This window comes from Zoogloea sp. LCSB751 (genome assembly GCF_002028455.1).
Lineage (GTDB): Bacteria > Pseudomonadota > Gammaproteobacteria > Burkholderiales > Rhodocyclaceae > Zoogloea.
The window spans coordinates 1-24,094 of record NZ_MWUM01000002.1 but is presented as its reverse complement, the minus strand read 5'-3'; the positions used below and the strand labels follow the sequence as shown (position 1 = coordinate 24,094).

Sequence of the window (24,094 nt, the reverse complement as noted above, 5' to 3'; positions counted from 1 at the left end):
CCCCCTTGACGGCACATGGCACCCCTCTTGCACTAGCGACTGCAAAGCCGGCGAAGCCCGTCGGCCCCATCGCCATCGAAGGGAGTCGCCGTGTCGGCACTGCAAATTCCGTTCAGAACCCCGCTTGTCGGCCCGCAACCGGCCGGCACCCAACTATTCCCGCCCTTCGCGCAGGCCGCCAGCGGCCAGCCGGCCCTCACTCAGGACGACGCACAGCGCCTGATCGAACACCGTGGCGACGGCCGGCAGGCCGCCGAAGCGATGATCAGCAGCCGTTTCGCCGCCGCCTACGAAGCGCGTATCGGCCATTTCATGCCGCGCCTGCTCAGCCTGCAGACGCCGTCGGGCCTGCCGGTCGGCGTCTGCGGCCTGCGGGAAGCCGCCGCGCAACCGCTGTTCCTCGAACGCTACCTGGCCCAGCCGATCGAGCAAGCCATTGCCGCAGCCACCGGACAGACCGTGGAGCGCCACAGCATCGTCGAGGTCGGCCAACTGGCCGGACGCGGTGCCGGCACTTTCCGCACCCTGATCCTGCGCGTCACGGAACGCCTGCATGAAGAAGGCCACCGCTGGGTGGTGTTCACCGGCACCACGGCCTTGCGCAACGCCTTCGCCCGCCTCGGCCTGACACCGCGGGAACTCGCCCCGGCCGACCCGGCCTGCCTGTCCGCCGCCGAAAAGGTCGACTGGGGCAGCTATTACCAACACGGCCCGCGGGTGATGTTCGGCGACATCCACGAGGGCTTTGCGGCCATCACCTCACACCGGCACCAGGGCGGCAAAGCATGAGCGGCCCCGGCTCCATCATCGGCGCCCTCACCCACCACGCGGCAACGAGGCCCGAGGCCCCCGCGCTGGAAGGCGCCCAACACAGGCTCGATTACGCCGCGCTCGCCGAAGCCGTGGCGACGCTGGCCGAGATCCTGCAAGCACTGCGCCCACGCGTCGTCGGACTGCTCGCCGACAACGGCCCCGACTGGGCGGTGGCGGACCTGGCCTGCCTTGCCGCCGGCATTCCGCTCGTCCCGCTACCAACCTTCTTCACGCCAGCCCAGCATGCCCACGCAGCCAGCCAGGCGGGCATCGACCTGCTGCTGAGCGACCGTCCGGAAGCCCTGAGCACGCTCGCCCGCCGGGGCGCCCCCCGTCTGTTGTACGGCAGCCTGTACATGCGCCGGCTCGACTCGGCGCCGGTGAGCCTGCCACCCGGTACGCTCAAGATCACCTTCACATCCGGCACCACCGGCACGCCGAAGGGCGTCTGCCTGGGGCGCGAGGCCATCGAAAACGTGGCCGCCAGCCTGCAGCAAGCCAGCGCGGCCCGACCGGACGACCGCCACGTGGCCCTGCTGCCCCTGGCGACGCTGCTGGAGAACATCGGCGGCCTGTATGTCCCGCTGCTGGCTGGCGCAACGACCCGTTTGCTCCCCGGCGAACAGGTCGGCCTGAACGGCAGCGCCGGCGTCGATCCAGCCCGCCTGCTGGCGGCCCTCGGCGCCGCCCGTGCCACCTCGACCATTCTCGTGCCGCAACTGCTGCTGGCCCTCGTCGCGACAATCCGCGCCGGCGCAGCGCACCCGTCCGCGCTGCGCTATGCCGCCGTTGGCGGTGCCCCGGTCTCGCCGCGCCTGCTGGAAGCCGCCACCGCGCTGGGCCTGCCGGTCTTCGAGGGCTACGGTCTGTCGGAATGCGCGTCGGTGGTCGCAGTCAATCGCCCAGGCGACAACCAGCCGGGCTGCGTCGGGCGCCCCCTCGCCCATGTGGCGCTGGCGATCGGCCCCGGCGGAACCATCCACGTCGGCGGCGCCGGCTTCCTTGGCTATCTGGGCGAAGCACCGCGCCACGACGAGTGGATCGATACCGGCGACGTCGGCCACCTGGACGCCGACGGCCGGCTGCACATCACTGGCCGCCGCAAGAGCATGTTCATCACCGCCTTCGGCCGCAACGTGGCGCCGGAATGGGTCGAGCGGGAACTGCTGCTGCAGGCGCCGATCGCCCAGGCCGCGGTGTTCGGCGAGGGCCGCAGCAGCAACGTCGCGGTGATCGTGCCGCGCGGTGCAGCCAGCCAAGCCGACATCGACGCGGCCATCGCCGCCACCAACCGGGATCTGCCCGACTACGCCCGCGTCGGCACGTGGATCCTCGCCACGACGCCCTTCAGCCCCGACAACGGCCAGCTAACCGCCAACGGCCGCCCGCGCCGCGACGCGATCGCTGCCGCATATGCCGACGCCCTGACCGAACCCCGCCCCCTCGACACCCCGAAAGAGCCCCATGGACTGCTTTGCTGAACTGGAACAGGCGACCCGCGACGAACGTGCCCGCCTGCTTTCCGCGCCGATCCTCGCCGATGCCTTTGGCGGACGCGTCGGCCGCGCCCAATACCTGGCATTCCTGACCCAGGCCTACCACCACGTGCGCCACACCGTGCCGCTGCTGATGAGCTGCGGTGGCCGCCTGCCGGCCCGCCTGGAATGGCTGCGCGACGCCACAGCCCACTACATCGAGGAGGAGCTGGGCCACCAGGAGTGGATCCTCAACGACATCGCGGCCGCCGGTGGCGACGCGGAGGCGGTTCGCCACGGGCAGCCTGCCTTCGAGACCGAGCTGATGGTCGCCTACGCCTACGACACCGTACAGCGCGGCAATCCGGTCGGCTTCTTCGGCATGGTCTATGTGCTGGAAAGCACCAGCGTCGCGCTGGCCAACCAGTTGGCCGGCGCCCTCGGACCCGCCCTCGATCTGCCGCCCCGCGCCTTCAGCTACCTGAGCAGCCACGGCAGCCTCGACATCAGCCACATGGAGCATTTCCGCGCGCTGGTGAACCGCCTCGACGATGCGGCCGACAAGGCCGCCCTGATCCACGCCGCCGGCCGTTTCTTCCGCCTGTACGGCGACCTCATCCGCAGCCTTCCCACCGGAGACGCCGCATGAAAGACAAGACCATCCTGATCACCGGCGCCAGCGGCGGCATCGGCCGCGCCCTGGCCCGCAGTTTCGCCAGTGCCGGCGCCCGCGTCGTGCTGCTCGGCCGCCAGTCCAGGCCGCTGATCGAGCTCGTCGCCACCCTGCGCGCCGAAGGCCACGAGGCACGGCTGGTCATCGCCGACCTGCTCACCACGCCGCCGGCGGACGTCGCCTGCAAGGCCATCAACGCCTTCGGCAGCCTCGACGGCGTCATCAACTGCGCCGGCGTGCAGCACTTCGGCCTGAGCGCCGACCAGTCGGCCGCCGCCACCGCCGAGACCTTCGCCGTGAATACCGTCGCACCGATCCAGCTTATCCAGGCCCTGCTGCCGCACCTGCAAGGCCGGTCCGAAGCCCATATCGTCAATGTCGGCTCCATCTTCGGCTCCATCGCCTTCCCGTGCTTCGCCACCTACTCCGCCAGCAAGTTCGCGCTGCGCGGCTACTCGGAGGCACTGCGGCGGGAACTGGCCGGCGGGCCGGTTCAGGTGCATTACGTGGCCCCCCGCTACACCCGCACCGCGATCAACAGCGAAGCCGTCGCCCACATGGCCGACGCGCTCGGCATGCATCAGGACAGTCCCGAGGCCGTCGCCGAGCAAGTCCTCGCCGCCGTGCTGCACAAGGCAGCCGACACCTACCTGGGCTGGCCGGAGAAGCTCTTCGTCCGCCTCAACGCCATTCTCCCGCGCCTGGTGGACCGGGCGCTGATCCGCCAGGGGCGCCAGATGCGCCCCTTCGCCCGCCGCCATCTGGCCGAATCCAACTAGGAGCCCCCCCATGAAGAAACCCCTCGCCGCCCTGTTGCTCAGCCTGTTGTCCGCCACCGCCATGGCCGATGACGGCAAGCTCGAACCTGCCGTCGCCGACATCGCCCACCGCTGGGCCCGTATCAACTACCAGGCGCCGGCCAAGGAGCACGCAAAGGCCTTCAAGGAACTCGCCGAACAGGCCGACAAGCTGGTCGTCGCCGAACCGGGCAAGCCCCAGCCGCTGGTCTGGGAAGCCATCGTGCTGGCCAGCTACGCCAAGGCCAACGGCGGCCTCGGGGCGCTGTCCGCCGCCAAGCAGGCCCGCGACCTGCTGCTGGCCGCCGAGAAGATCGACCCGCAGACCCTCCACGGCTCGGTCTACACCAGCCTCGGCAGCCTGTACGGCAAAGTGCCGGGTTGGCCGATCGGCTTCGGCGACAAGGATCAGGCCCGCAAGTACCTGGAAACGGCGCTGAAGATGAACCCGAAGGGCATCGACGCCCACTACTTCTACGCCGACTACCTGGCCGACAAGGGCGACTACGCCGGCGCCGTCGAGCACCTGCAGCAAGCCCTCGCCGCCCCACCGCGCCCCGGCCGCGAAGATGCGGACGCCGGCCGCCACAAGGACGTGCAAGCCCTGCTCGACGAGATCCGCAGCAAGCACGCCGACAAGCTGGCCGCGAAATGAACACCCCGTCCGAAGCGGCTTCCGCCCCGCCGTGGCGCAGCCGCCTGGTGGATTACGCCCTCTGCGCGCTGACCGCGGCCTGCGGCGTGGCCGGCTACGACTGGCTGTACCGGGAAATCCTGGGCATGTGCTTCTGATGCCGATACGCCGTCAGACGACCTGCGGCCGGCGGCGCAGCAGCGGCAAGGCTCCCAGCAAGGCCAGCGCCGCACACAGGGCACCGGCCAGGAAGGTCGCGCGGGAGCCGAAGACATCCCACAGGCCGCCGGCAATCACGCTGGCGGCCAGCAGCGCAACGCCGCCGACCAGATTGAAGACGCCGAAGGCCGTGCCCCGCAATTCGGCTGGTGCCGCATCGGCTACCAGCGTCGCCAGCAGACCCTGGGTCATGCCCATGTGCAGGCCCCACAGCACCAGCCCCAACACAAAACCGGGCAAGCCATCGACCACGCCCAGCGCCAGATCGGCCAGAACCAGCACGGCCAGGCCCAGCGTCAGCAGCGTGCCCCGGTGGCAGCGGTCAGCCAGCACGCCGATCGGGTAACAGGACAGGAAATACACCACGTTCATCACGACCAGCACGGCCGGCACATAGACCAGCGCCACACCGACCTCCTGCGCGCGCAGCACGAGAAAGGCCTCGCTGAAACGGGCCAGTGTGAACACCGCGGAGAGTGCCACGATGCCCCAGTAGAAGGCCGGTAGTCGCGCCAGTTCGGCCCGCGACAGGGGCATCCGCGGATTGACCGCCTCAGCCGGACGCGGCGCGTCGTGCACGGCCAGCAGGATCACCACAAAAGAGGCGAAGGCCGGGATCACCGCAAACCAGAACACCAGTGGAATGTTGTCGGCGGTCAATCCCATCAGGCCGATCGCCAACAGTGGACCGAGAAAGCCGCCAGCGGTGTCCAGAGACTGGCGCAGGCCAAAAGCCGCCCCGCGCAGCTCCGGCGGCGCCAGATCGGCGATCAGCGCATCCCGCGGTGCACCGCGGATGCCCTTGCCGATGCGATCCACGAAACGGGCCGCCACCACCCAGCCCAGCGTCCCGGCCAGCGGGAAGACCGGCTTGGTGAAGGCCGCCAGGCCATAGCCAAGCGCTGCCAGCAGCTTGCGCCGCCCGAGCCAGTCGGACAACGCCCCCGAAAACACCTTGGTGATTGCCGCGGTCGCCTCTGCAATGCCTTCGATGAAGCCGACGGCGAGCATCGACGCCCCCATCACCGACACCAGGTAGACCGGCAACAGCGCGTGGATCATCTCGGACGAGATGTCCATCAGCATCGACACCAGCCCCAGCGCCCAGATACCGCGCGGAATCCGTCCCGCCACGGCGCCGAATGTCATCGCAGCCTTGTCGCCGCCTCCCATGCGAACCCCCTTTATCCAGTCTGACCGCTAGCACCTTGCCTCATGCCAAGTGCCGACGTCCAGCCTCATAAATCCCGCAGACGGGAAGCTCGGAAAACAACAACAGCATCGCCACCCACCCAGGCATCCAAGCCACCACAACACCCATTTTGAGCATTCAAATTTTCCCACCTTGTGCAGTGATTTCCTTCCTCCGCAAGCCTTCACCCTTTCTGTATATTCCGAACAGTTTTCAATTTGGGCCATGGCGCCACCCGTGCCCGGCCGAGCCCCACCCCGGAAGCATCCACAGTGAACAAGAACGTCTCGATGATCCTGCTGATCGTCACCTGCTTCATCCTGTTCCTGATGGGGAGTCTGGTCGCGTCCCGGGATACCATCTGGCATCAGACCGAAGACCGGGCGACAACCCTCGCCCGCATGATCGAGCAGCACGCCTCCGGCAACATCGACCGGGTCGATGACATGCTGCAGAGCATCGCCGAGCGCATCAGCACGGCCGACCTGGTCAACAACCGCCAACTCCAGGCCGCGCGTCGGGACGAACTGGTCGGCCTGCTCGTCGCCCACCAGCAGCGCACCAATGGGGTGGTGTCCATCTCCCTGACCAATGCGGCCGGCCATGTTTTCGTAAACTCGGTCGGCAGCCCGCCCGGCAGCACCCTGGAAGACCGGGACTACTTTCTGGAATTGAAGAACGGTGCGCGACACCAACCCGTGGTGTCCGGTGCAATCAAGGGGCGGGTCTCGAAAAAATGGGGGATCCAGATCGCACGTCGCCTCGACCTGCCCGACGGCAGCTTCGGCGGCATGGTGGTTGCAAACTTCGGTCTGACGGAAGGCTTCCTCGACTATTACTCAACCCTCGGCCTGTCACCCCGCACGCGCATCAGCCTGGTGGATGGGATCGGCCGCATCATCGTCCGCCAGCCGGCCGTCGAAAACGCCGTCGGGCAAGCACGCACCACCCAGATGGTCGTCAACGCCATCCGCGGCGGCAGCACCGATGGCCTGGAAATCGGCGTATCCCCGATCGACGGCATCGAACGCATGAATGCTTACCGCAAGGCGGTCCGCTATCCGCTCTACGTGGTGGTCGGCATTCCCATCGACGAGGCCTTTGCCGAATGGAACCGGGGCCTGCTGCTGAGCCTGCTGGGCGGCATGGTACTGGTCGTCCTCGGCCTGCTGGTGGCCAGGGCCATGTACCGCCAGAGCCAGGCCGACGCCCTGCTCGCGGAACGCACACGGCAGCTCGAAGACAGCAATCACCGCCTCGCCGAACGCTCCACCGAGCTGGTCGCGGCGCGGGATGCCGCCGAACAGGCCAGCCAGGCCAAGAGCGCCTTCCTGGCCAACATGAGCCACGAAATCCGCACCCCGATGAACGCCATCATCGGCGCCAGCCACCTCCTCAAGACGGGCCATCCGCGGCCCGACCAGCAGGACTGGATCACCCACATCTCCACCGCTGCCACCCATCTGCTGGCCCTCATCAACGACATCCTCGACCTGTCCAAGATCGAGGCCGGCAAGCTCCAGCTGGAAGCCACCAGCTTCCGCACCGCAACGGTGGTCCAGCAGGCGGTCGATATGGTTGCCGCCCGCGCCCGCGCCAAGGGCCTGCGCATCGGCGTGGACGTTGCCGGACTGCCGCCGGTCATGCACGGCGACGCCACGCGTATCGGCCAGATCTTGGTCAACTATCTGGGCAATGCGGTGAAATTCACCGAGCGCGGCCACGTTGCGCTGCGCGGCTTCATCGCCGGGGAAGAACCCGACGGCTGGACGATCCGCTTCGAGGTCAGCGATACCGGCATCGGCCTGGACATCACCCAGCAGGCTCGCCTGTTCGAGGCCTTCGAACAGGCCGACAAGGCCACCACGCGCAAATTCGGCGGCACCGGGCTGGGACTGGCAATCACCCGCCACCTGGCCCGCCTGATGGGCGGCGACGTCGGCGTGGACGCCAGCCCCGGCAATGGCGCCACCTTCTGGGTCACCCTGCACCTCGGGCGCGCCGACGACACGCTGCCCAGCGACATCCCGGGCACACCGGCGACCGACACGGGCATCGCCCCCCGCCTGGCAACCGAATGCGGCGGTTGCCGCATCCTGCTGGCCGAGGACATGGAAGCCAACCAGCAGGTCGCCCTGGCCCTGCTCGCCCAGGCGGGCCTCAGCGCCGATCTGGCCCGCACCGGCAACGAGGCGGTCGCCCTGGCCACCGCCCGGCCCTACGACCTGATCCTGATGGACATGCAGATGCCCGAACTGGACGGCATCGAGGCCACCCGGGCGATCCGCGGTCTGCCCGGCTACGCCCAGGTGCCCATCCTCGCCATGACGGCCAATGCCTTTGCCGAAGACCGCCAGACCTGCCTCAATACCGGCATGAACGACCACATCGCCAAACCGGTCAATCCCGAAGCCCTGTACGCCACCTTGCTGGCCTGGCTGCCTGCCAAGCCACGCCTTGAGGCAGACCAGGCCCGGCCTTCGGCCAGCAGCCCCCAGCCGGCCGCGGCAGCCGACCCGCTGGCCGCCCTGGCGGACATCCCGGCACTCGACATCACCTCAGGCCTACGCAATACCGGCGGCAAGCCGGCCGCCTACCGAACACTGTTGCAAGGCTTCCGGCGCAGCCTGCCCCAGGAACGCATGCAACTGCGGCAGGCGCTCGACGACCGGGACAATACGGCGCTTGCCCGCCGCGCCCACGCCCTCCGGGGCACGGCGGCCACCCTCGGCCTGACCCGCATAGCCGACACCTGCCTGGCGCTCGAGAGTGCCCTTGCCGCCGCCCTGCCCGACACCGTCATGACCGGCCACTGGCAGACGGTCGACGATGCCCTGCTACACTTCGAAACCCACTCGCTGCACCTGGCGGCATGAATGCGGAACCCCCCCGCTATGCCGCCGGCAATGACGGGCACGAGGCAGTTTTTCGCAAATATGCAGCCCTGACTCGGCTAAACTTGACGCCCTGACTGAATGCATATCCGCCGGTAATCCCTTGTCCACTCACAAAGCCATCGCCTTCTCGTTCCTTGATCGTTACGCCAGCCTGGCCATCAACATGGGGGCGTCGATGATCATCGCGCGGCTGCTGACCCCGGGCGAGGTCGGGGTCTTTTCGGTCACGATGGTGCTGCTGGCCTTTCTCGGCACGGTCCGCGACCTGGGGGCAGGGGAATACCTGGTCCAGGAAAAGGAGCTGACCACGGCCCGCGTCCGGGCTGTGTGGGCGGTTCAGCTGGGCCTGGGCCTGACCCTGGCCGCCCTCATCCTGCTTGCCGCGGTTCCGGTCTCCGCCTTTTACGGCGAACCCAAGATGCGCGACATCATGTTCGTCATCGCACTCAACTACGCCATCAATCCCTTCGGCTCGCTGACCTACGCCTATCTCATCCGCGAGATGCGCTTCGACTCGATCGCGCTGATCCGCTTTTCCGGCACGCTGGCCGGCACCATCGTCTCGCTCACGCTGGCCTGGCAGGGCTACGGCGCCATCAGCCTGGCCCTGGGCATGTTCGCGACAACGCTGGTGAGCGCGCTCACCTCCATTTACTTCCGCCCCAAGTCATTTCCCTGGATGCCGGGCACGAGCGAGATCCGCCGCGTACTGTCCTTCGGCGGCAAGCTCACCTCCACGTCCCTGCTGAATACCCTGGACAGCAACATGCCCGAGCTGCTGCTGGGCAAGATGCAGGGCATGGCGGCCGTCGGTTTCTTCTCCCGCGCCAGCGGTCTGGTCGCCATGTTCAGCCGGCTGATCACCGACCCCATCATCAGTGTGGCCATGTCCAGCTTTGCCAAGCAGCGCCGGGAAGAAGGCCAGTTCACCGAGGCATTCCTGAAGGCCAGCTCCTATATCTGCGCACTGGGATGGTCCTTCTGCCTGGTCCTGATCGTGCTCGCCCACCCGGTCGTCCGCGTCCTGTACGGTTCCCAGTGGGATGCCTCGGTGGAACTGACGCGCATTCTGGCCGTCGGCTACTTCTTTGCCGCGCCGGTGGCCCTCGGCTCGGCCGCGCTGACCGCATCCGGCCAGGCTGGGCGCATGCTGACCGCCACCGCCGTCAGCTCCGTCACCACCGTCGTGCTGGCCGCAGGCAGCGCCGCCTTCGGCGTCACCCTGCTGGCCTGGGCAATGACGGCCACCGCCGCCATCAGCGCCACGGTGTGGATTCACGTCATCAAGGGCATCGTCGGCTTTTCCTGGTCCCAGCTTTTCCAGGCCGTCTGGCGCAGCGCGCTGATCGCACTGGCGTCGGCCATCGGCCCTGTGACGGTCATCGCGCTGTTCGGCGCGGCGCCCGAAAGCAGCCTGTCGGCCGTCATCCTGGGTGGCATCGGCGCCGCCGTCGGCTTTATCGTCGCGGCCATCCTGAGCGGCCACCCCCTCCGGAACGAACTCAGCGCGGTAGGGGCCAAGCTCCTCTCACGTCTCAAGCCGGGCCAGACCGGATGAGCACCCGCACCAGCCTGCCCCCAAGCCCATGACGCGACTGACAATTGGCGTCCCTGCCTACAAGAACGCCCTCACCCTGCGCACCTCCGTCGAATCCCTGCTGTCCCAGACCTTCGGGGACTTCAAGCTGGTGATCTCCGACGACAACTCCCCGGACGACACCCGTGACGTCGCCATGCAACTGGCGCGCGAAGACAGCCGCATCGAGTACATCCGCCAGCCGAAGAACCTGAAGTACCAGAATTTCGGTTTCCTGCTACGCCGCGCCGAAACCGAGTTCTTCATGTGGGCCGCCGGCGACGATCGCTGGCATCCGGAATTCGCGCAGCGCTGCATCGCCGAGCTCGAAGCCCGCCCGGACATCGTCCTGGCCACGCCCCGGGTGGAGTTCGAACAGGGCGGCGTTCCGGCAGGCTTGTCCAACGCGACTTTTCCCTTGCTCGATCGCATCGACACCAACATCCGACGCTACCTGCTCGCCCCCGGCGACAACAGCCGCATGTATGGAATCTTTCGCACCGGAGCGGGCCAGCGCTCCTTTCCGGAAAGCTCCTTTCACGCCTACGACTGGGCCTTCTGCGCGGCGATCCTGCGCTTCGGCGGCCATGCGGAAATTCCGGAAGTGCTGATGACGCGCGACCTGACCCCAGCAGCCAACTACCAGAGCCTCGCCCGGGCAGATGGCAGTACGGCTCTGGCACGCTGCTTTCCACTTTACGAAATGAGTCGCTGGCTGCTGGCCGAGGCGGGCATTCCGCGCAGCAACGGTGTCCTGGGCGCACTGGTGGCCCTCAACATCAACAAGCACATCGAGTACACCGATCATTACCACCCCCGCTACACACGCGTCACGCAGCCGCTCCAGGCGTTCTGGCGCCGCTACATCGAATGGCGCCTGCTGAAATGAATCTGCATTCCGACTCGCCCGAGAAGCCCTCCCAACGCGCCCTGTTCGTTGCAACGAGCGTTCCCGAGAACGAACAGCGCAGCGCATCGGGCTTCCACCGCCGGCAGCGCCTGCTCATCGACGCGATCAAGTCGGTGTGCACGGACATCGAGGTCCTGTTGTATGTCCTGCCGGGGCCGGAAGCAACCAGCGAGACGACCCGGCAGAGCATTCAGGAACGCCTCTGCCGACTGTGGGAAGGGCGGTTTACGGTGACCCTGTGCGAGCGGGAAAAATATTCGGAGGGCAGCACCTACTGGCGCCAGTTCTTCGAGCCGGCGCTCAGCTTCTTCAAGCAACCCGACTACGCGACCCAGGCTGGAGAACGCCAGGTCGCCGCCCTGAACGCGTGCCTCGAACGCAAACCGGACTTCATCTTCGTGCATCGGCTGCTCAGCGTCCCGCCGGTTCTGCTGACCCGCGAAGACCTGCCCCCTGTGTTCATGGACATGGACGACGTCGAGCACGTGGCTTTCATCCGCAGCGTCGCCCAACCCCCCATGTGGCCCAGCAAGCGCCTGGAGTACCTGAGGATACCGGCGCTGATGTATGGCGAGCGACAGGCGATCCGGCGCTGCGCGGCAACATTCGTTTGTTCGGAAACGGACCGGTTGAAACTGCAACAGCTGTACTCGACCCGCCGGGTCGTCGCCATTCCCAACGCGATCGCAGCCAAGCAGCAGAGCGATACCCTGACGGACGCCCGGACCCTGCTGCTGCTCGGCGACTACAGCTATGCGCCCAATCATGCCGGTGCCGAGTTCTTCATCGATAAGGTCTGGCCGCGGGTCATCGCCGCCGTTCCCGATGCCCGCATCACCATTGCCGGTCTCCGCTCGGAACTGCTGCGTCACGCATCCGCGCCCCCGCCCGGGATCAACTTCCCCGGCTTCGTGACCGATCTGGATGCCGCCTATGCGGCGGCCCGGATCGTGGTCTGCCCGATCCTTTCCGGTGGTGGAACCCGGGTCAAGATCATGGAGGCCGCCGCCTACGGCAAGCCCATCGTTTCGACCACCATCGGCGCCGAGGGCATCCAGCTCGAGAATGAGCACGAGATCCTGCTGCGCGACAGCCCCGAGCGCTTCGCGGAGGGCTGCATCCAGCTGCTGAGGGATCACGCCGCGGCCGCCACCATGGGCAAACGTGCCGCCCAGGCCATCCAGGCCCGCTACGAAAGGTCCCATGTCGTCGCCAAACTGGCCGATGTGCTGCAAAACCCATCACGTGCATCCCGCTCCGGAAAGCGCCCATGATTTCCATCGTCATTGCTGCCTACAACTGCGAGCCCTACCTCGAACAGGCGATCCGATCGATCCAGGCCCAGCACTACCAGGATCTGGAAGTGCTCATCGTCAATGACGGCTCCACCGACAACACCCGGCAACTGGCCGAGCGGTTGGCGCAGGACGACCCGCGCATCACCGTCATCAATCAGCCCAACTCGGGTGGTCCCGCCCAACCGCGGAATCTCGGCATGGAGCGCTCCCGCGGCGAATACATCTGCTTTCTCGACCCGGATGACTACTGGTACCCGGACAAGCTCGAAAAACAGATCGCACTGATCGAATCACGGCCCGATGTGGACCTCGTCTTCTCGGACATGCACCGGGTCGATGAACACGGTGCCAGCCTGGGCCCAAGCTATCTGGCGCGGGTCAACTACATGGACAGTGCGGTCGATTATCTGGAGCCTATCGCCCCGAACGTCTATATCACCCGCCCGGGCTTTTATCCTTACAGCTCGGTCGGGGTGGTCGGGCCCGTGACCTCGTCCATCGTGCTGAGGCGCCGCGCCCTGGAAGGGCTCGATGAATGGTTTCCCCTCGACCTCGTCGTCGGCGAAGACATCGATCTATGGTTCCGGATCCTGATCAAGGGCAAGGCCGCATTCATCAATGAAGCGCTGCATGCCTACCGGCAACACTCCGCCAGCCTGATGCACGACGATGCGCGGGTGAATATCGGCCTCTCCGCAACGCATACACGCAACTATGCCCGGGTGGAAGGGCAACTGAATCCGGAGCAGAAAAGAAGATACCGCCGGCGGATTGCCGCCTACCTGTTCGACCTGGGTTATCAGCAGTTGCTGGACGGCCATCGTCCCGAAGCACGCCGGCAGTTCCTGCAGTCCTTCGGCTGGAGCCCCCGGGCCAAGGTCGCGCTGGCCTGGTGCAAGACCTTTCTGCCGCGCTTGGCGCGTAACGACGGCGCGACACCGTGACCAAGGCCGGGCCTTAGCCGCCCGGTCCGCGCGCCAATCTTCCCCGGCGCAACCATCCTCGCAACGCATTCGAGAAGCATGAGCCCCCGCACACCCGCCGCCCCGACATCCCATCCAACTCGCAACCGTGTCCTGCGCCTCGCCATGGCCCTCGGCGTGCTGGTGGCGATCTGGCTCCCCCACTATGCCCAGTACCATATCGACCGCAGCCCGGTAAGTACGAACGTCACCGACGCATCGCTGGCGCAACCCGACGCAACCGTACTGAACGAAATCGCCGGCATGCGCTTCGCCATTCGGGTAGACCTGCCTCCCGACAAACTCATCGCCGCCGCCAATGCAGCCGTGGAAGGCACCCTCAAGCTGCCGATCCTGGACAGCGCCGTGCCGCTGAACGGTTTTCCGGAAGACTTGCGAGTCGGCACCTCTACGGCACAGCTCATTCTCGCCAGCCTTGGCCTGGAACGCCTGCTCCTGGACGCCTACGACGCCAGCCAGGATCCGCGCTACAAGCAGCTGGCGCTAAAGCGCGTGGTCGACTTCGCCACCTATGAAGCCCAGCAGCGGACTTCGTCCGACTTCCTGTGGAACGACCATGCCGTTGCCGCCCGCATTTCGGTCCTGGCCCACCTGTGGCGGGTGATTCGCAACGACCCGGCGGTTGCCCCCACGGACAAGCGCGAGATTCTGTCGCTGGTCCAGCGGAGCGGAAGACTCCTCGCTCATCCGCCCCAATTCACCGTTCGAACAAATCATGGAGTCATGCAGAACCTGGCCCTGATGCAGATCGGGGTCGCATTCCCGGCCTTGCCGGAAGCCACAGCGTGGAAGCAGTTGGGCCTGGAACGCCTGCATCTGCAGGCCGGCTTCTACGTATCGCCGGAGGGTTTCGTACTGGAGCACTCCGGCGAATACCACGCTTTCGGAGCCGAATTGCTGGCGCAGGCGGTCAGGCTGTGCGTGCTCAACGGCATGACGCCCCCCGATTGGCTGGTGCGTGATGCGGAACTCAGCGCAAGCCGCCTCGTGCAGCTGATCCGCCCCGACGGCAGCCTGCCCCTCATCGGCAACACCAGCGCCGGCAGTCGCTTTTCGATCCCCGATGCCGCCGATGCAGGCAGGTCGCCGCTGCACGAACATCCGCCATCCACCGCCCCCATTGCCGAAGCGGCACATCTGCTGCCCGTCTCGGGCTACGCCCTGTGGTGGAACCGGGACCGCGACACAGACCTGCTGTCCCAGACCGTCATCAACTGGTCCAAACACGATGGTCATGGCCACAAACACGCAGACGAGGCCGCCGTCCAGCTGTGGGCTGACGGAATCGACTGGCTTACCAGTACCGGTTACTGGCCCTACGACATGTCGAACATGGAGGACACCTACGGCTGGCCGAGCAGCAACGCCCCCCATCGTATCGGCGAAAAGCGCCTGGAAAAGCGCGAGATCGAACTGCTCGGTCACATCTCCGGCGCGCCTCTCAAAGCCGTGGATCTGGAGCGGCGCAATGCCAACGGTGAACGCTATCGGCGCGAGATCGTCCAGCTGGACGCCGCCACCCTGCTCGTACTCGACTTCACAACAGGCAGCGGCACCGGCAGCGAGACAATCTGGACGGTGTCCCATCGGCTGAATGTCGAACCGACGAAAACACCGGGCCAGTTCGTGGCCAGCCTTCCCGGCCAGACAGCGCGCCTCGGCATCAGCCTGGCTACCCCACCTGCGGCAAGCACCACCCTGTTGCGCGGCTCCCACGCCCCCTTTGCCGGCTGGGTCGTGAACGGCAATCGCCCGACCGCCAGCTACGCCCTGCGGGTCCTCGTCCCGTCAGCAGACTCCGTGAGTGGCGCCCTCTTTTCCCTCTACCGATCCAGTGACGCGGAGCGCGTTCAGCTCCGGCTGGTGCCGGGCGCCACGCCGGACAAGTGGCAAGCCAGCGTCAGCATCGGCGAGACGACGCGACAGCTACGGCGCGATGGCGGTCAGCTGTCCATCGACATGCCGCCCGGTGGCGCGCAAACGTACACCTGGTCCGCCGCGCCGGACGTCAGCGCCGAACGCGCCACCCTCAAGGCCGCCTACGCCAAAGCCATTCAGCAATATCCGCCGACGCGCGACCTGTCCACGTTCCGCCTAAAACTGAGCTATCTGGTCGTGGGGCTCGCCCTGTTCATCGAACTGGCCTGGTGGCTCGTCGCCCGCAAGCGCCCGGCGCTCCAGCGTGGCGTACCGCTGGCAGCGACGGGGCTCGCCGTATTCTGGGCTGCTTTTGCCACCTGGGCCGTGGGCTTCTATCTGCACTAAGCACCGAAGCCGATGCCTCAGTGCGCCCGGGCGGGCACCAGGACGGCGGTGCCCGCGACGGCGTCAAAGCCCCGCGGGCCGCACCACACCCGCGGCGGCCCACCCGCCGACACTACCTCCAGGCGTCCCGCGCACGCCCCTTGCGGGAAAGACCAGTGGCCGAGCAGACGACCGCTGGATGCCGCATGCACGTCCAGCCCGTCGTCGGCCAGCACCCAGACCCGGCGCGGCTCTCGCTGAACGGCCAGCGCGATCGCGGCCCCTCGTCCGCGGCGGTAGAGGCTCGCCAGCGGACGCACCGCACTCCCCACCTCGATCAACTGCACCGGGCCCGCGCCAGACGGCGCCAGCAGCACCCAGCGCAAATCGGGAACGACGAGTTCAACCGCCCCTGCCGGCGCTGCCCCGCCAAGAACACAACACAGGGCGAGCACACGGAAGATTGCCTGGAACATGGGAGGACGCCTTTTTCGAAACCGGGGACGCCTGACAATAGAAGACAATTCCGGACACCCCCAGATACACTTCAGGAGCCAATCGGCATCCTGCACCGGTGCATCCCTGTCACCTGGCCCGGTGCGCCAACCGATACACCGGAGCCCCCCGTGCTACAACTTCCCCTGTCCTCCGACAGCCCGACGCCCCTCGTAGACCAGATCGTCAATGGGATCCGTACCCATATCGACGACCGCCTCCTGCGTCCCGGCACCCGCCTGCCGGCAATCCGGCAGTTCGCCGCCCAGCACAGCGTTTCCCGTTTCACCGTCGTCGAGGCCTACGACCGGCTGGTCGCCCTGGGCCACCTGCAATCCCGCCGCGGCTCCGGCTTCTACGTCGCGAACCGGCCCCTGCCGGCTGCCGCGGAGCGCTCCGGCGATGCCATCGAGCGAGCCATCGACGCGGCCTGGCTGATGCGCGAAATAGCGGTGGACATCCCCGGCCGCATCCAGGCCGGTGCGGGCAGCCTGCCCGCCGCCTGGCTCGACGAGGCCGGCGTGCTGCGCGCCCTGCGCGGCCTCGGCCGACGCACGGACGTCCGCCCGGTCAGCTACGGCAGCGCCCAGGGCTACGCGCCGCTACGCGCCCAACTGCAGGTCCGGCTGGCGGAAATCGGCATCGCGGCCCGCCCGGAGCAGATCGTGCTCACCTACGGCGTGCATCAGGCCCTCGACATCGTCTGCCGCTACTTCCTGCGCCCGGGCGACTGCGTGCTGGTGGACGACCCCGGCTACTGGAACCTGTTCGGCAACCTGCGCCTGTACGGGGTGGCGCTGGTCGGCGTCCCGAGGACGCCCGAAGGCCCCGACCCCAGGGCCCTCGAAGCCCTGCTGGCCGAACACCGGCCCAAGCTGTTCTTCACCCACTCGGTGCTGCACAACCCTACGTCCTGCAACCTGTCGGCAGCCAATGCCTTCCGCATTCTGCAACTGGCCGAGAAGCACGACTTCATGGTGGTGGAGGACGACATCTACGGCGACATCGCCCCCGATGCGGCCACCCGCCTGGCCAGCCTCGACCAGCTGTCGCGGGTGATCTACACAGCCAGCTTCTCGAAAACCATTTCCGGCAACCTGCGCGTGGGCTTCATGGCCTGCCATCCCGACCTCGCCCACCTGTTCACCGACGTGAAGATCGTGTCGATGATGTCTTCCGCCGAGATGGCCGAACAGATGGTCCACCAACTGCTGACCGACGGTCATTACCGCAAGCTGCTGGAACGCCTGAAAGGGCGCCTGGCCGACGCCACCGCCAGCACCCTGCGCATGCTCGCACGGGTCGGCCTGAGCCCCGACCCCGAACCCAACGGCGGCCCCTTCGTGTGGGCCCGGGTGCCCGGTCTGGCCGACACCGCGGAGCTGGCCCGCCTGGCGGCACGGAACAACATCCTGCTCGCCCCCGGCAACGTGTTCCGCCCCCAGAACCAGGCATCCGGCTTCCTCCGCTTCAATGTGGGCTTCAGCGCCGACCCGCGGCTGGAGCGCTTTCTCGCCGAAGCCCCACGTCCCGCCACCCCGTCGTGAGGAGTCCGTAACTCAAAATGACTCGTCCCCGGCTGGCACAACGGGTAATCTGAGGTCTCCACCCGGGCGTGACGGAGGAGTCCCATGCGTGCAGACCGGTCATTTCCCTGGCATTCCAGACTGCTCGGCCTGCTGCTGGCGCTGGGCATTCACGCCGCCTGGGCCGACGACCTGAAGGACATCCTCCAGCGCGGCGAGCTGCGCCACCTGGGGGTGCCTTACGCCAATTTCGTCACTGGCAGCGGCGACGGCCTCGACGTGGAACTGATGCAACAGTTTGCCCACCACCTGGGCGTGCGCTACGTCCCGGTGGAGACCACCTGGGAAGACGCCATCGGCGACCTGACCGGCAAGGAGATCCGCTACGCGCCGACACTCCGCCAGGTGGGAACCCGTCCGGTACGCGGCGACGTGATCGCCAACGGCATGACCATCCTCGAGCCGCGCCGGAAATTCGTGGACTTCTCCGACCCCACTTTCCCGTCCGCCGTGTGGCTGCTCGCCCGTCCGGACTCGAAGGCCACGCCGATCAGGCCGAGCGGCAGCCTGGAACAGGACATTCAGGCCACCAAGGCCATGCTGAAGCTGGGCACCACCTTCGTCATGGACAATTCCTGCCTCGACCCGACGCTCTACGATCTCGAAGGCAAGGGCTTCCGCCTCAAGCGTTTCACCAACAGCACCAATCTCAACGACCTCGTGCCGGCCATGCTCAAACGGGAAAGCGACATGACCCTGCTCGACGTTCCCGACGTACTCACCGCCCTCGAACGCTGGCCGGGCCAAATCAAGGTGATCGGCCCCGTGTCAGGCGAACAGCGCATGGCCGCCGCCTTCCGCAAGGATTCGCCGGCGCTGCGGGAAGCCTTCAACCACTTCCTTGCCCACATCAAGCAGAACGGCACCTACATGCAGCTCGTCGACAAGTACTTCCGTTCCGCGCCCCGCTACCTGCCCATCTTCTTCCGGGACATTCCCCGGCGGGATTGAGCCCACGCCATGCCCCCGGCCGGAATCCTGCTCCGCAGATACAGGAAGAGCGCCATCGCCTTCCTGCTCTTCCTCGCCTATGCCATCGCCCTGTTCGCCCACAACATCAGCGTGCAGCACCGGCTCCGGGACAATCTGCTGGACGCCGCCCAGCTCGAACTCGACAAGCAGGCCGGAGCCCTCTCCTATTATTTCGCCGAGCGGCACAACGATCTGACCGACCTGGCGGCATCGGAGGCGGTCGCCAGCTACTTTGGCGGCACCGACCTGGGCATGACCGAGGCGTACGGGCTGGGCGTCCATGTGCAGGCCATCGAGGACAAATTCGCCCACCTCATCGCTCAGAAACGCGTCGGCGACACACCGATCTACACGCACATCGCCCTCGTCGACGACAACGGCAACCCCGTCACCCAGGCCGGTTCGCGCAACCGGGACGTTGGCGCGGACTTCGCCGCGCTCGCCCAGCCCCTCGGTCAAACTGCCGGCGTCATCCTTCTGGATGCCGATCAGTTACGCTTCTCCAGCCCGGTGCTGCACAAGGGACGTCTGCGCGGCCACGTGGTGGCCCACGGCCCGGTGCTCGCGCTGGCCGGCCGCAAAAGCTGGCCCGATAGCAGCCGCCCGGAAGCGATCGTGGTCTCGGCGACCGGCACCCCCCTATCCACCAGCGGCGACATGCTCTTTGCGCAGCCGGAGATCGCCAACCTGCTGGCCGGCATGCACTCCGGCACGATCGCCCTCCCCACCGACCTGCCCGGCGGAGATCAACGACCGATCGCGGCGCTCAAGCGGGACATCGAAGGTTCACCTCTGGCCCTCGCCACCCTCATCACCAAGCACGAACTGGACGCCCGTTCGATCCCATCCCTCTTCATGGTGGCGGTCGGCGCAGTTCCCTTCATCGTGCTCTACATCGTGATGCTGGAAATGCGCGAGCGCCGGCAGGTGGAACGGAGCCACGAGAAAGCCCGTCGCGAAGCCGAACGCCTGGCCCAGTTGCGCAGCGAATTCCTGGCCAACATGAGCCATGAGATCCGCACCCCGCTGAATGCCGTTCTCGGCCTGGCCCAGCTCGGCCGGCACGCCTCCCGCGGACGCCAGGCCGAACAGCAGTTCGCGCGCATCGGCGAGGCCGGCCGCCACCTGCTCGGCATCATCAACGACATCCTCGACTACGCCAAGATCGAAGCCGGCAAGCTCGAGGTCGAACGCATCGCCATCGAGCCGGGCCAGGTCATCGACAACGCGCTCACCCTGACCGCCACGCATGCCTACGCCAAAGGCCTGGATGTCCTGGTCGGGGAGTTCGGGCTGCCGGCCCGCTGCGAGGGAGATCCCTTGCGCCTGTCCCAGATCCTCGTCAACCTGCTCGGCAACGCCATCAAGTTCACGGAAAAAGGCCGTGTCATGGTCGACACCCGCGTCATCGGCGACGAATGGTGCCTGCGCATCGCCGACACGGGCATTGGCATGACCCGGGAACAGCGTGAGCGCCTGTTCTCCCCCTTTGAGCAGGCCGACGGCTCCACCACGCGACGCTTCGGCGGCACCGGGCTCGGCCTGTCGATCAGCGCCCGGCTCGCTGCCGCGATGGGCGGGCACATCGACGTCAGCAGCATCCCCGGTGCAGGCAGCGTGTTCGAAGTCCGCCTTCCCCTGCGGAATGCCGTCTTCTCCCCGCCGTGCCACACAGAGGCAACCGTCTTGCTGGCAGGCCTGGACGACGACGAGGCGGAGCTGATGATCACCAACCTGGACGATCTGGGCATGCGCGCCCGTGTCATCGCAACGCCACCCGACACGCCTCCGGCAAACACCCTGGTGCTGGTCGACCTGGGCCTGGCCGAGAAGTCCGACATCTGGCAGCGCTGGCTTGAAGCCCCTCATCCCGACACGCTCCGTACGGCCCTGACGGGTCGCCCCGATGACATCCAGCGGCTTTCCCAGGAGGACGCACCCTACGCGCAGCTGGCCATTGTCGAACGCCCCCTGAGGGCACGCCATCTCGCCGTCCGCCTGCGCGAAGCCCCGCAGTCTGCACTACAGGAGCCCCCCACGTCCGAGGCCCGTCTGAGCGGACTACGCATCCTGGCCGTGGACGACAACGACATCAACCGGATGGTACTGGGCGGCCAGCTCGGGCAGGAAGGCGCCCAGGTGACCTGCGTGGGCAGCGCCTCCGAAGCCCTGAAGACACTGTACGAAGCACCGGCCGGTCATTTCAGTCTGGTTCTCACCGACATCCAGATGCCACAGATGGATGGATACGAACTGTCCCGTCGCATCCTTCAGCACAATCCCGGCCTGCCGATCCTGGGGCTCACCGCCCATGCGGGCACGGAAGCCCAGGAGCACTGCCTGGCCGCCGGCATGCGCGCCCACGTGGCCAAGCCGGTCGAGACCGACGCCCTCGTCGCCCTGATCCTGCGCTACTGCAGCAGGCCCGCGCTCCGTGAAGAAGCCGCATCGCAGGGGGGCCCCGAGAACGGCAACAGCACCACGTCGACACCGCCGATGCTCATCGACTGGCGCGCACTCGAAACGCAATTCAGGGGAAAACGGGAATTCGTGACCGGCCTCGCCGCCAAGGCCCTGCCCAAGTACCGGGCGGCTACGGCGCGCTTGCGGGAACTGGCCGGGGGTGCAGGAGAGCTGACCGAACTGTCTTTCATCGCCCACAGCATCAAGGGTTCGGCCGGCACCCTCAAGGCCGGGGAATTGGAGGCCCTCGCCGCGGCGACCGATCAAGCCGCCCGGGCCGGCCAGCGCCGGCCCAGCCGCGAGCTGGCCGGGCAGCTCGCGAACCTGCTGGATGCGCTGATCGATGAACTCGAAAGGCGCACCCAGGCCTGATCAGCGCGATTCCTTGATGAGCCGGCCACGCACCGACTGGATCGGCCGTGCGTTCATCGGATAGAGACGCGAGAAGATCGCGATCTGCTCGGCCGCCACCGGCTGGGGCTGCTTCATGACCATCCACAGCACGCCCTCGCTGCACGGCGGCGTGGTCAGGGAACCCATGTAGGTGTAATAGCTGCGGTTATCCGGCAGGAACTGGTTCAGATCGATGCTGACGCCCTCCGGCGAATAATCGACGTTCTTTTCCAGCGGCAGGTTGTTCCACAGGGTCTGGATCAACGAATGCGCCTGACCGCGCTCGAGCAGCACGGCCACCACCGCCAGCCGGCCATCCAGGTCCTTGTGCACCAGATGCACCACCATGTCGAAGCCGCGCCCATTGACGCGCTCCTCCGACGGCCGGTGGAAATGGAACTGGACCAGGTCGTAGACCCGCCCCATCACCGACATCGTGTTGCCCTGCCCCAGGTTCACCTGGATCGTGTGGCCGTTATCGACGATGCGGAAATTGGACAGGCGATAGTCGAAGCGGATCGGTTCCAGATCCACCTTGATGCCCTCGCGGATATCGATCGGCGACTGCCGCTCGCCACTGCCGCACAGCTGCCACTCGGGCTTCAGGGAACCCCAGTTCGGTGGGCCGTTGTCACCCTCGTAGCTCCAGTGGATCTCGTGGTGGGCCAGCGCGACAGGACGCGGCGACTGGGCATACTGCACCGGAGCCCGCACGACCCGCGGCCGCGGGCGCGGCGCCGGAATATAGACCGGCACCCGCTGCACTTCGGGCGGAGCAGCCTCGGCCCGTGCCGGCCGCTCTGCCATCTCGGCCTTGGGCGGGGGCGCCGGCTTGTCGATGAAATTCTTCTTGATCGGCAGCGCCGCCTCTTCCGCGCGCTCCCCCTTGCCTTCCGCCACCTGAGTCGTGACGGGCTTGTCGGCGCCCTTGGCCGGCCGGTAGTCCGCCGAACGCAATTCCGGCTTCCCGGCCTGAGCCGCCTGGGCCGCCTTGGACGCGCTCTTGGCGAGCTGGGAAATGTCGGCCACCCCGCCGGCCGGCTTGCAGACGTCGCGCCACAGCCGCTCGTCCACGCTGCCCGGCGCCACTGGCATGTCCTTCTCGACCTTGACCTTCTCGTCCTTGATGACCATCGCGTCGGCATCGAGATAGACGCGCTTCACGGTGGCGAAGGTCTGATTACGACAGTCGTAGCGGTTCAGCGCCTTCACCGACACATACCCCGCGGCGGCAGCCTCTGCCTCAGACAGCACGATCCGTCCCCATGCAACCTTGGTGCCCGGGTCGGACTGCAGGATGCTGGCGCGGTCGAGTTCGATGGTCCGCTTCTTGTCGGACGCAACGGTCTGCCAGTCGGCAGCCATCGCAGCGTTGATGCCGGCAAAAGCCAGCAGGACTAACAGGGGTCGCATGCGTGGGCGCATGGTTGCGTCTCCGGGAAATATGCGTGGCCATCAGGTGGCCGATTGCTAGCTATTTCGGCCGCAGCACCCCAAACCTTTAGGCATGGCGCCATTCCCGTCGAATTTCGCCCCCTGCAGCCCACTGCCCCCAACGCTGCGGTATCGACAAAAAATCCCGCCAAATCTTGCGTTTACCTGGGGCTTCCAGTACTTTGCCGGCACAAACGTTAGGGGTGCCGCAGCGCTTGATCGCCCGGCTGAGAATTACCCTCCGAACCTGATCCGGGTCGTGCCGGCGTAGGGAAACGTGGCTCCTGCCGCCTTTCCCTTTTCCGGCGGCCCTCCCCCAAAGGAGCCTCCATGAACGCCACCGACAAATTCCTCGCCTCGTCCGCCCACGTGGACGAAGCGGCCGTAGCGCCGCTGCCCAATTCCCGCAAGATCCACGTCGAAGGCTCCCGCCCGGACATCCAGGTGCCGATGCGCGAGATCACCCAGGCCGATACGCCCACGGGTTTTGGTGGGGAAAAGAACCCGCCGATCTTCGTCTACGACTGTTCCGGCCCCTACACCGACCCTAGCGCGAAGATCGACATCCGCTCCGGCCTGCCGGCCCTGCGCCAGGGCTGGATCGAAGAGCGCGGTGACACCGAGGTCCTCCCCGACCTGAGCAGTGAGTTCGGCCGTGCCCGCGCCGCCGACCCCAAGCTTGACGAGCTGCGCTTCCCCGGCCTGCACCGCAAGCCCCGCCGCGCGCTGCCGGGCAAGAACGTCTCCCAGATGCACTACGCCCGCCAAGGCATCATCACCCCCGAGATGGAGTTCGTCGCGATCCGCGAGAACGTCAACCGCGCCGCCTACCTCGAGAGCCTGCGCGCCACCGGGCCGATGGGCGAGAAGATGGCCGCCCTGCTCGGCCGCCAGCACAAGGGCCAGGACTTCGGTGCTGCCATCCCCGGCGAGATCACCCCCGAGTTCGTGCGTTCCGAAGTCGCCCGCGGCCGCGCCATCATCCCCAACAACATCAACCATCCCGAGTCCGAGCCGATGATCATCGGCCGCAACTTCCT

19 protein-coding genes and 1 riboswitch are annotated in these 24,094 nt (G+C 66.9%); of the genes, 16 read left to right on the top strand and 3 right to left on the bottom strand.

Translation table 11 applies throughout. The features are described 5' to 3' along the window. Positions 1-90 precede the first annotated feature (90 nt). The 6 genes from B4920_RS03030 to B4920_RS29420 are packed head-to-tail and all read left to right on the top strand — an operon-like array spanning position 91 to position 4,550. Positions 91-789, top strand: a complete 699-nt coding sequence (locus tag B4920_RS03030; protein ID WP_079433145.1) for a thermostable hemolysin — start codon at positions 91-93, stop codon at positions 787-789. After that, positions 786-2,294, top strand: coding sequence for an AMP-binding protein (locus tag B4920_RS03025; protein ID WP_079433144.1), 1,509 nt, complete (start codon positions 786-788; stop codon positions 2,292-2,294). The genes B4920_RS03030 and B4920_RS03025 overlap by 4 nt, the downstream gene beginning before the upstream one ends. After that, the gene (locus B4920_RS03020) at positions 2,278-2,937 is read left to right on the top strand and encodes a TenA family transcriptional regulator (RefSeq protein ID WP_079433143.1); all 660 of its coding nucleotides are present in this window, start codon (positions 2,278-2,280) and stop codon (positions 2,935-2,937) included. Before B4920_RS03025 ends, B4920_RS03020 begins: the two co-directional genes overlap by 17 nt. Continuing rightward, on the top strand, positions 2,934-3,740 hold the full coding sequence (locus B4920_RS03015) for an SDR family oxidoreductase (protein ID WP_079433142.1): 807 nt from the start codon (positions 2,934-2,936) through the stop codon (positions 3,738-3,740). The genes B4920_RS03020 and B4920_RS03015 overlap by 4 nt, the downstream gene beginning before the upstream one ends. 10 nt (positions 3,741-3,750) lie before the next feature. Continuing rightward, the gene (locus tag B4920_RS03010; protein WP_079433141.1) at positions 3,751-4,413 is read left to right on the top strand and encodes a lipopolysaccharide assembly protein LapB; all 663 of its coding nucleotides are present in this window, start codon (positions 3,751-3,753) and stop codon (positions 4,411-4,413) included. Then, on the top strand, positions 4,410-4,550 hold the full coding sequence (locus tag B4920_RS29420) for a hypothetical protein (protein WP_161493228.1): 141 nt from the start codon (positions 4,410-4,412) through the stop codon (positions 4,548-4,550). Before B4920_RS03010 ends, B4920_RS29420 begins: the two co-directional genes overlap by 4 nt. Before the next feature lie 13 nt (positions 4,551-4,563). Here the strand turns inward: B4920_RS29420 and B4920_RS03005 are convergent, their stop codons facing one another. Next, positions 4,564-5,760, bottom strand: a complete 1,197-nt coding sequence (locus B4920_RS03005; protein WP_254050819.1) for an MFS transporter — start codon at positions 5,758-5,760, stop codon at positions 4,564-4,566. A gap of 315 nt (positions 5,761-6,075) precedes the next feature. Between B4920_RS03005 and B4920_RS03000 the strand changes: the two genes are divergently transcribed. The 6 genes from B4920_RS03000 (at position 6,076) to B4920_RS02975 (ending at position 15,732) form a co-directional block, all read left to right on the top strand. Beyond that, positions 6,076-8,679, top strand: coding sequence for a hybrid sensor histidine kinase/response regulator (locus B4920_RS03000; RefSeq protein ID WP_079433139.1), 2,604 nt, complete (start codon positions 6,076-6,078; stop codon positions 8,677-8,679). Between the two features lie 121 nt (positions 8,680-8,800). After that, complete coding sequence (locus B4920_RS02995; RefSeq protein ID WP_079433138.1) at positions 8,801-10,258, top strand: lipopolysaccharide biosynthesis protein; 1,458 nt, start codon at positions 8,801-8,803, stop codon at positions 10,256-10,258. Between the two features lie 28 nt (positions 10,259-10,286). Further along, positions 10,287-11,165, top strand: coding sequence for a glycosyltransferase family 2 protein (locus B4920_RS02990; RefSeq protein WP_079433137.1), 879 nt, complete (start codon positions 10,287-10,289; stop codon positions 11,163-11,165). Further along, positions 11,162-12,460 (top strand): glycosyltransferase family 4 protein, encoded by a 1,299-nt coding sequence (locus B4920_RS02985; protein ID WP_161493227.1) that lies wholly within the window; start codon positions 11,162-11,164, stop codon positions 12,458-12,460. The genes B4920_RS02990 and B4920_RS02985 overlap by 4 nt, the downstream gene beginning before the upstream one ends. Beyond that, entirely contained in the window at positions 12,457-13,428 is a 972-nt protein-coding gene (locus tag B4920_RS02980) for a glycosyltransferase family 2 protein (protein WP_079433135.1), read from the top strand. The genes B4920_RS02985 and B4920_RS02980 overlap by 4 nt, the downstream gene beginning before the upstream one ends. Before the next feature lie 78 nt (positions 13,429-13,506). Next, positions 13,507-15,732 carry a heparinase II/III family protein gene (locus tag B4920_RS02975; protein ID WP_079433134.1) on the top strand — a complete coding sequence of 742 codons (2,226 nt, stop codon included), beginning with the start codon at positions 13,507-13,509 and terminating at the stop codon, positions 15,730-15,732. 17 nt (positions 15,733-15,749) lie between these two features. Here B4920_RS02975 and B4920_RS28385 read toward each other — a convergent pair whose 3' ends face one another. After that, positions 15,750-16,187, bottom strand: coding sequence for a hypothetical protein (locus B4920_RS28385; RefSeq protein ID WP_088179366.1), 438 nt, complete (start codon positions 16,185-16,187; stop codon positions 15,750-15,752). A gap of 150 nt (positions 16,188-16,337) precedes the next feature. Between B4920_RS28385 and B4920_RS02970 the strand changes: the two genes are divergently transcribed. The 3 genes from B4920_RS02970 (at position 16,338) to B4920_RS02960 (ending at position 21,599) form a co-directional block, all read left to right on the top strand. Further along, the gene (locus tag B4920_RS02970; RefSeq protein ID WP_088179365.1) at positions 16,338-17,753 is read left to right on the top strand and encodes a PLP-dependent aminotransferase family protein; all 1,416 of its coding nucleotides are present in this window, start codon (positions 16,338-16,340) and stop codon (positions 17,751-17,753) included. Positions 17,754-17,837: 84 nt separating this feature from the next. Further along, on the top strand, positions 17,838-18,743 hold the full coding sequence (locus B4920_RS02965; RefSeq protein ID WP_079433132.1) for a transporter substrate-binding domain-containing protein: 906 nt from the start codon (positions 17,838-17,840) through the stop codon (positions 18,741-18,743). A gap of 9 nt (positions 18,744-18,752) precedes the next feature. Further along, positions 18,753-21,599 carry an ATP-binding protein gene (locus B4920_RS02960; protein WP_079433131.1) on the top strand — a complete coding sequence of 949 codons (2,847 nt, stop codon included), beginning with the start codon at positions 18,753-18,755 and terminating at the stop codon, positions 21,597-21,599. Here B4920_RS02960 and B4920_RS02955 read toward each other — a convergent pair whose 3' ends face one another. After that, positions 21,600-23,045 carry a carbonic anhydrase gene (locus B4920_RS02955; RefSeq protein ID WP_079433130.1) on the bottom strand — a complete coding sequence of 482 codons (1,446 nt, stop codon included), beginning with the start codon at positions 23,043-23,045 and terminating at the stop codon, positions 21,600-21,602. It abuts the gene before it with no gap. A gap of 198 nt (positions 23,046-23,243) precedes the next feature. Next, positions 23,244-23,345: riboswitch (TPP riboswitch) on the top strand. A 39-nt stretch (positions 23,346-23,384) separates the two neighbouring features. Between B4920_RS02955 and B4920_RS02950 the strand changes: the two genes are divergently transcribed. Next, on the top strand, positions 23,385-24,094 hold a 710-nt coding region (locus tag B4920_RS02950), incomplete at its 3' end, for a phosphomethylpyrimidine synthase ThiC (RefSeq protein ID WP_173862633.1).

Excerpts from the sequence above, each read along its gene's own strand:
- B4920_RS03025 (WP_079433144.1), top strand. The coding sequence starts at position 786 with ATGAGCGGCCCCGGCTCCATCATCGGCGCCCTCACCCACCACGCGGCA.
- B4920_RS02960 (WP_079433131.1), top strand. The coding sequence starts at position 18,753 with ATGCCCCCGGCCGGAATCCTGCTCCGCAGATACAGGAAGAGCGCCATC.
- B4920_RS03015 (WP_079433142.1), top strand. The coding sequence starts at position 2,934 with ATGAAAGACAAGACCATCCTGATCACCGGCGCCAGCGGCGGCATCGGC.
- B4920_RS02985 (WP_161493227.1), top strand. The coding sequence starts at position 11,162 with ATGAATCTGCATTCCGACTCGCCCGAGAAGCCCTCCCAACGCGCCCTG.
- B4920_RS02975 (WP_079433134.1), top strand. The coding sequence starts at position 13,507 with ATGAGCCCCCGCACACCCGCCGCCCCGACATCCCATCCAACTCGCAAC.
- B4920_RS03005 (WP_254050819.1), bottom strand. The coding sequence starts at position 5,760 with ATGACATTCGGCGCCGTGGCGGGACGGATTCCGCGCGGTATCTGGGCG.
- B4920_RS28385 (WP_088179366.1), bottom strand. The coding sequence starts at position 16,187 with ATGTTCCAGGCAATCTTCCGTGTGCTCGCCCTGTGTTGTGTTCTTGGC.
- B4920_RS02990 (WP_079433137.1), top strand. The coding sequence starts at position 10,287 with ATGACGCGACTGACAATTGGCGTCCCTGCCTACAAGAACGCCCTCACC.
- B4920_RS02980 (WP_079433135.1), top strand. The coding sequence starts at position 12,457 with ATGATTTCCATCGTCATTGCTGCCTACAACTGCGAGCCCTACCTCGAA.
- B4920_RS02965 (WP_079433132.1), top strand. The coding sequence starts at position 17,838 with ATGCGTGCAGACCGGTCATTTCCCTGGCATTCCAGACTGCTCGGCCTG.
- B4920_RS03010 (WP_079433141.1), top strand. The coding sequence starts at position 3,751 with ATGAAGAAACCCCTCGCCGCCCTGTTGCTCAGCCTGTTGTCCGCCACC.
- B4920_RS02955 (WP_079433130.1), bottom strand. The coding sequence starts at position 23,045 with ATGCGCCCACGCATGCGACCCCTGTTAGTCCTGCTGGCTTTTGCCGGC.
- B4920_RS03020 (WP_079433143.1), top strand. The coding sequence starts at position 2,278 with ATGGACTGCTTTGCTGAACTGGAACAGGCGACCCGCGACGAACGTGCC.
- B4920_RS29420 (WP_161493228.1), top strand. The coding sequence starts at position 4,410 with ATGAACACCCCGTCCGAAGCGGCTTCCGCCCCGCCGTGGCGCAGCCGC.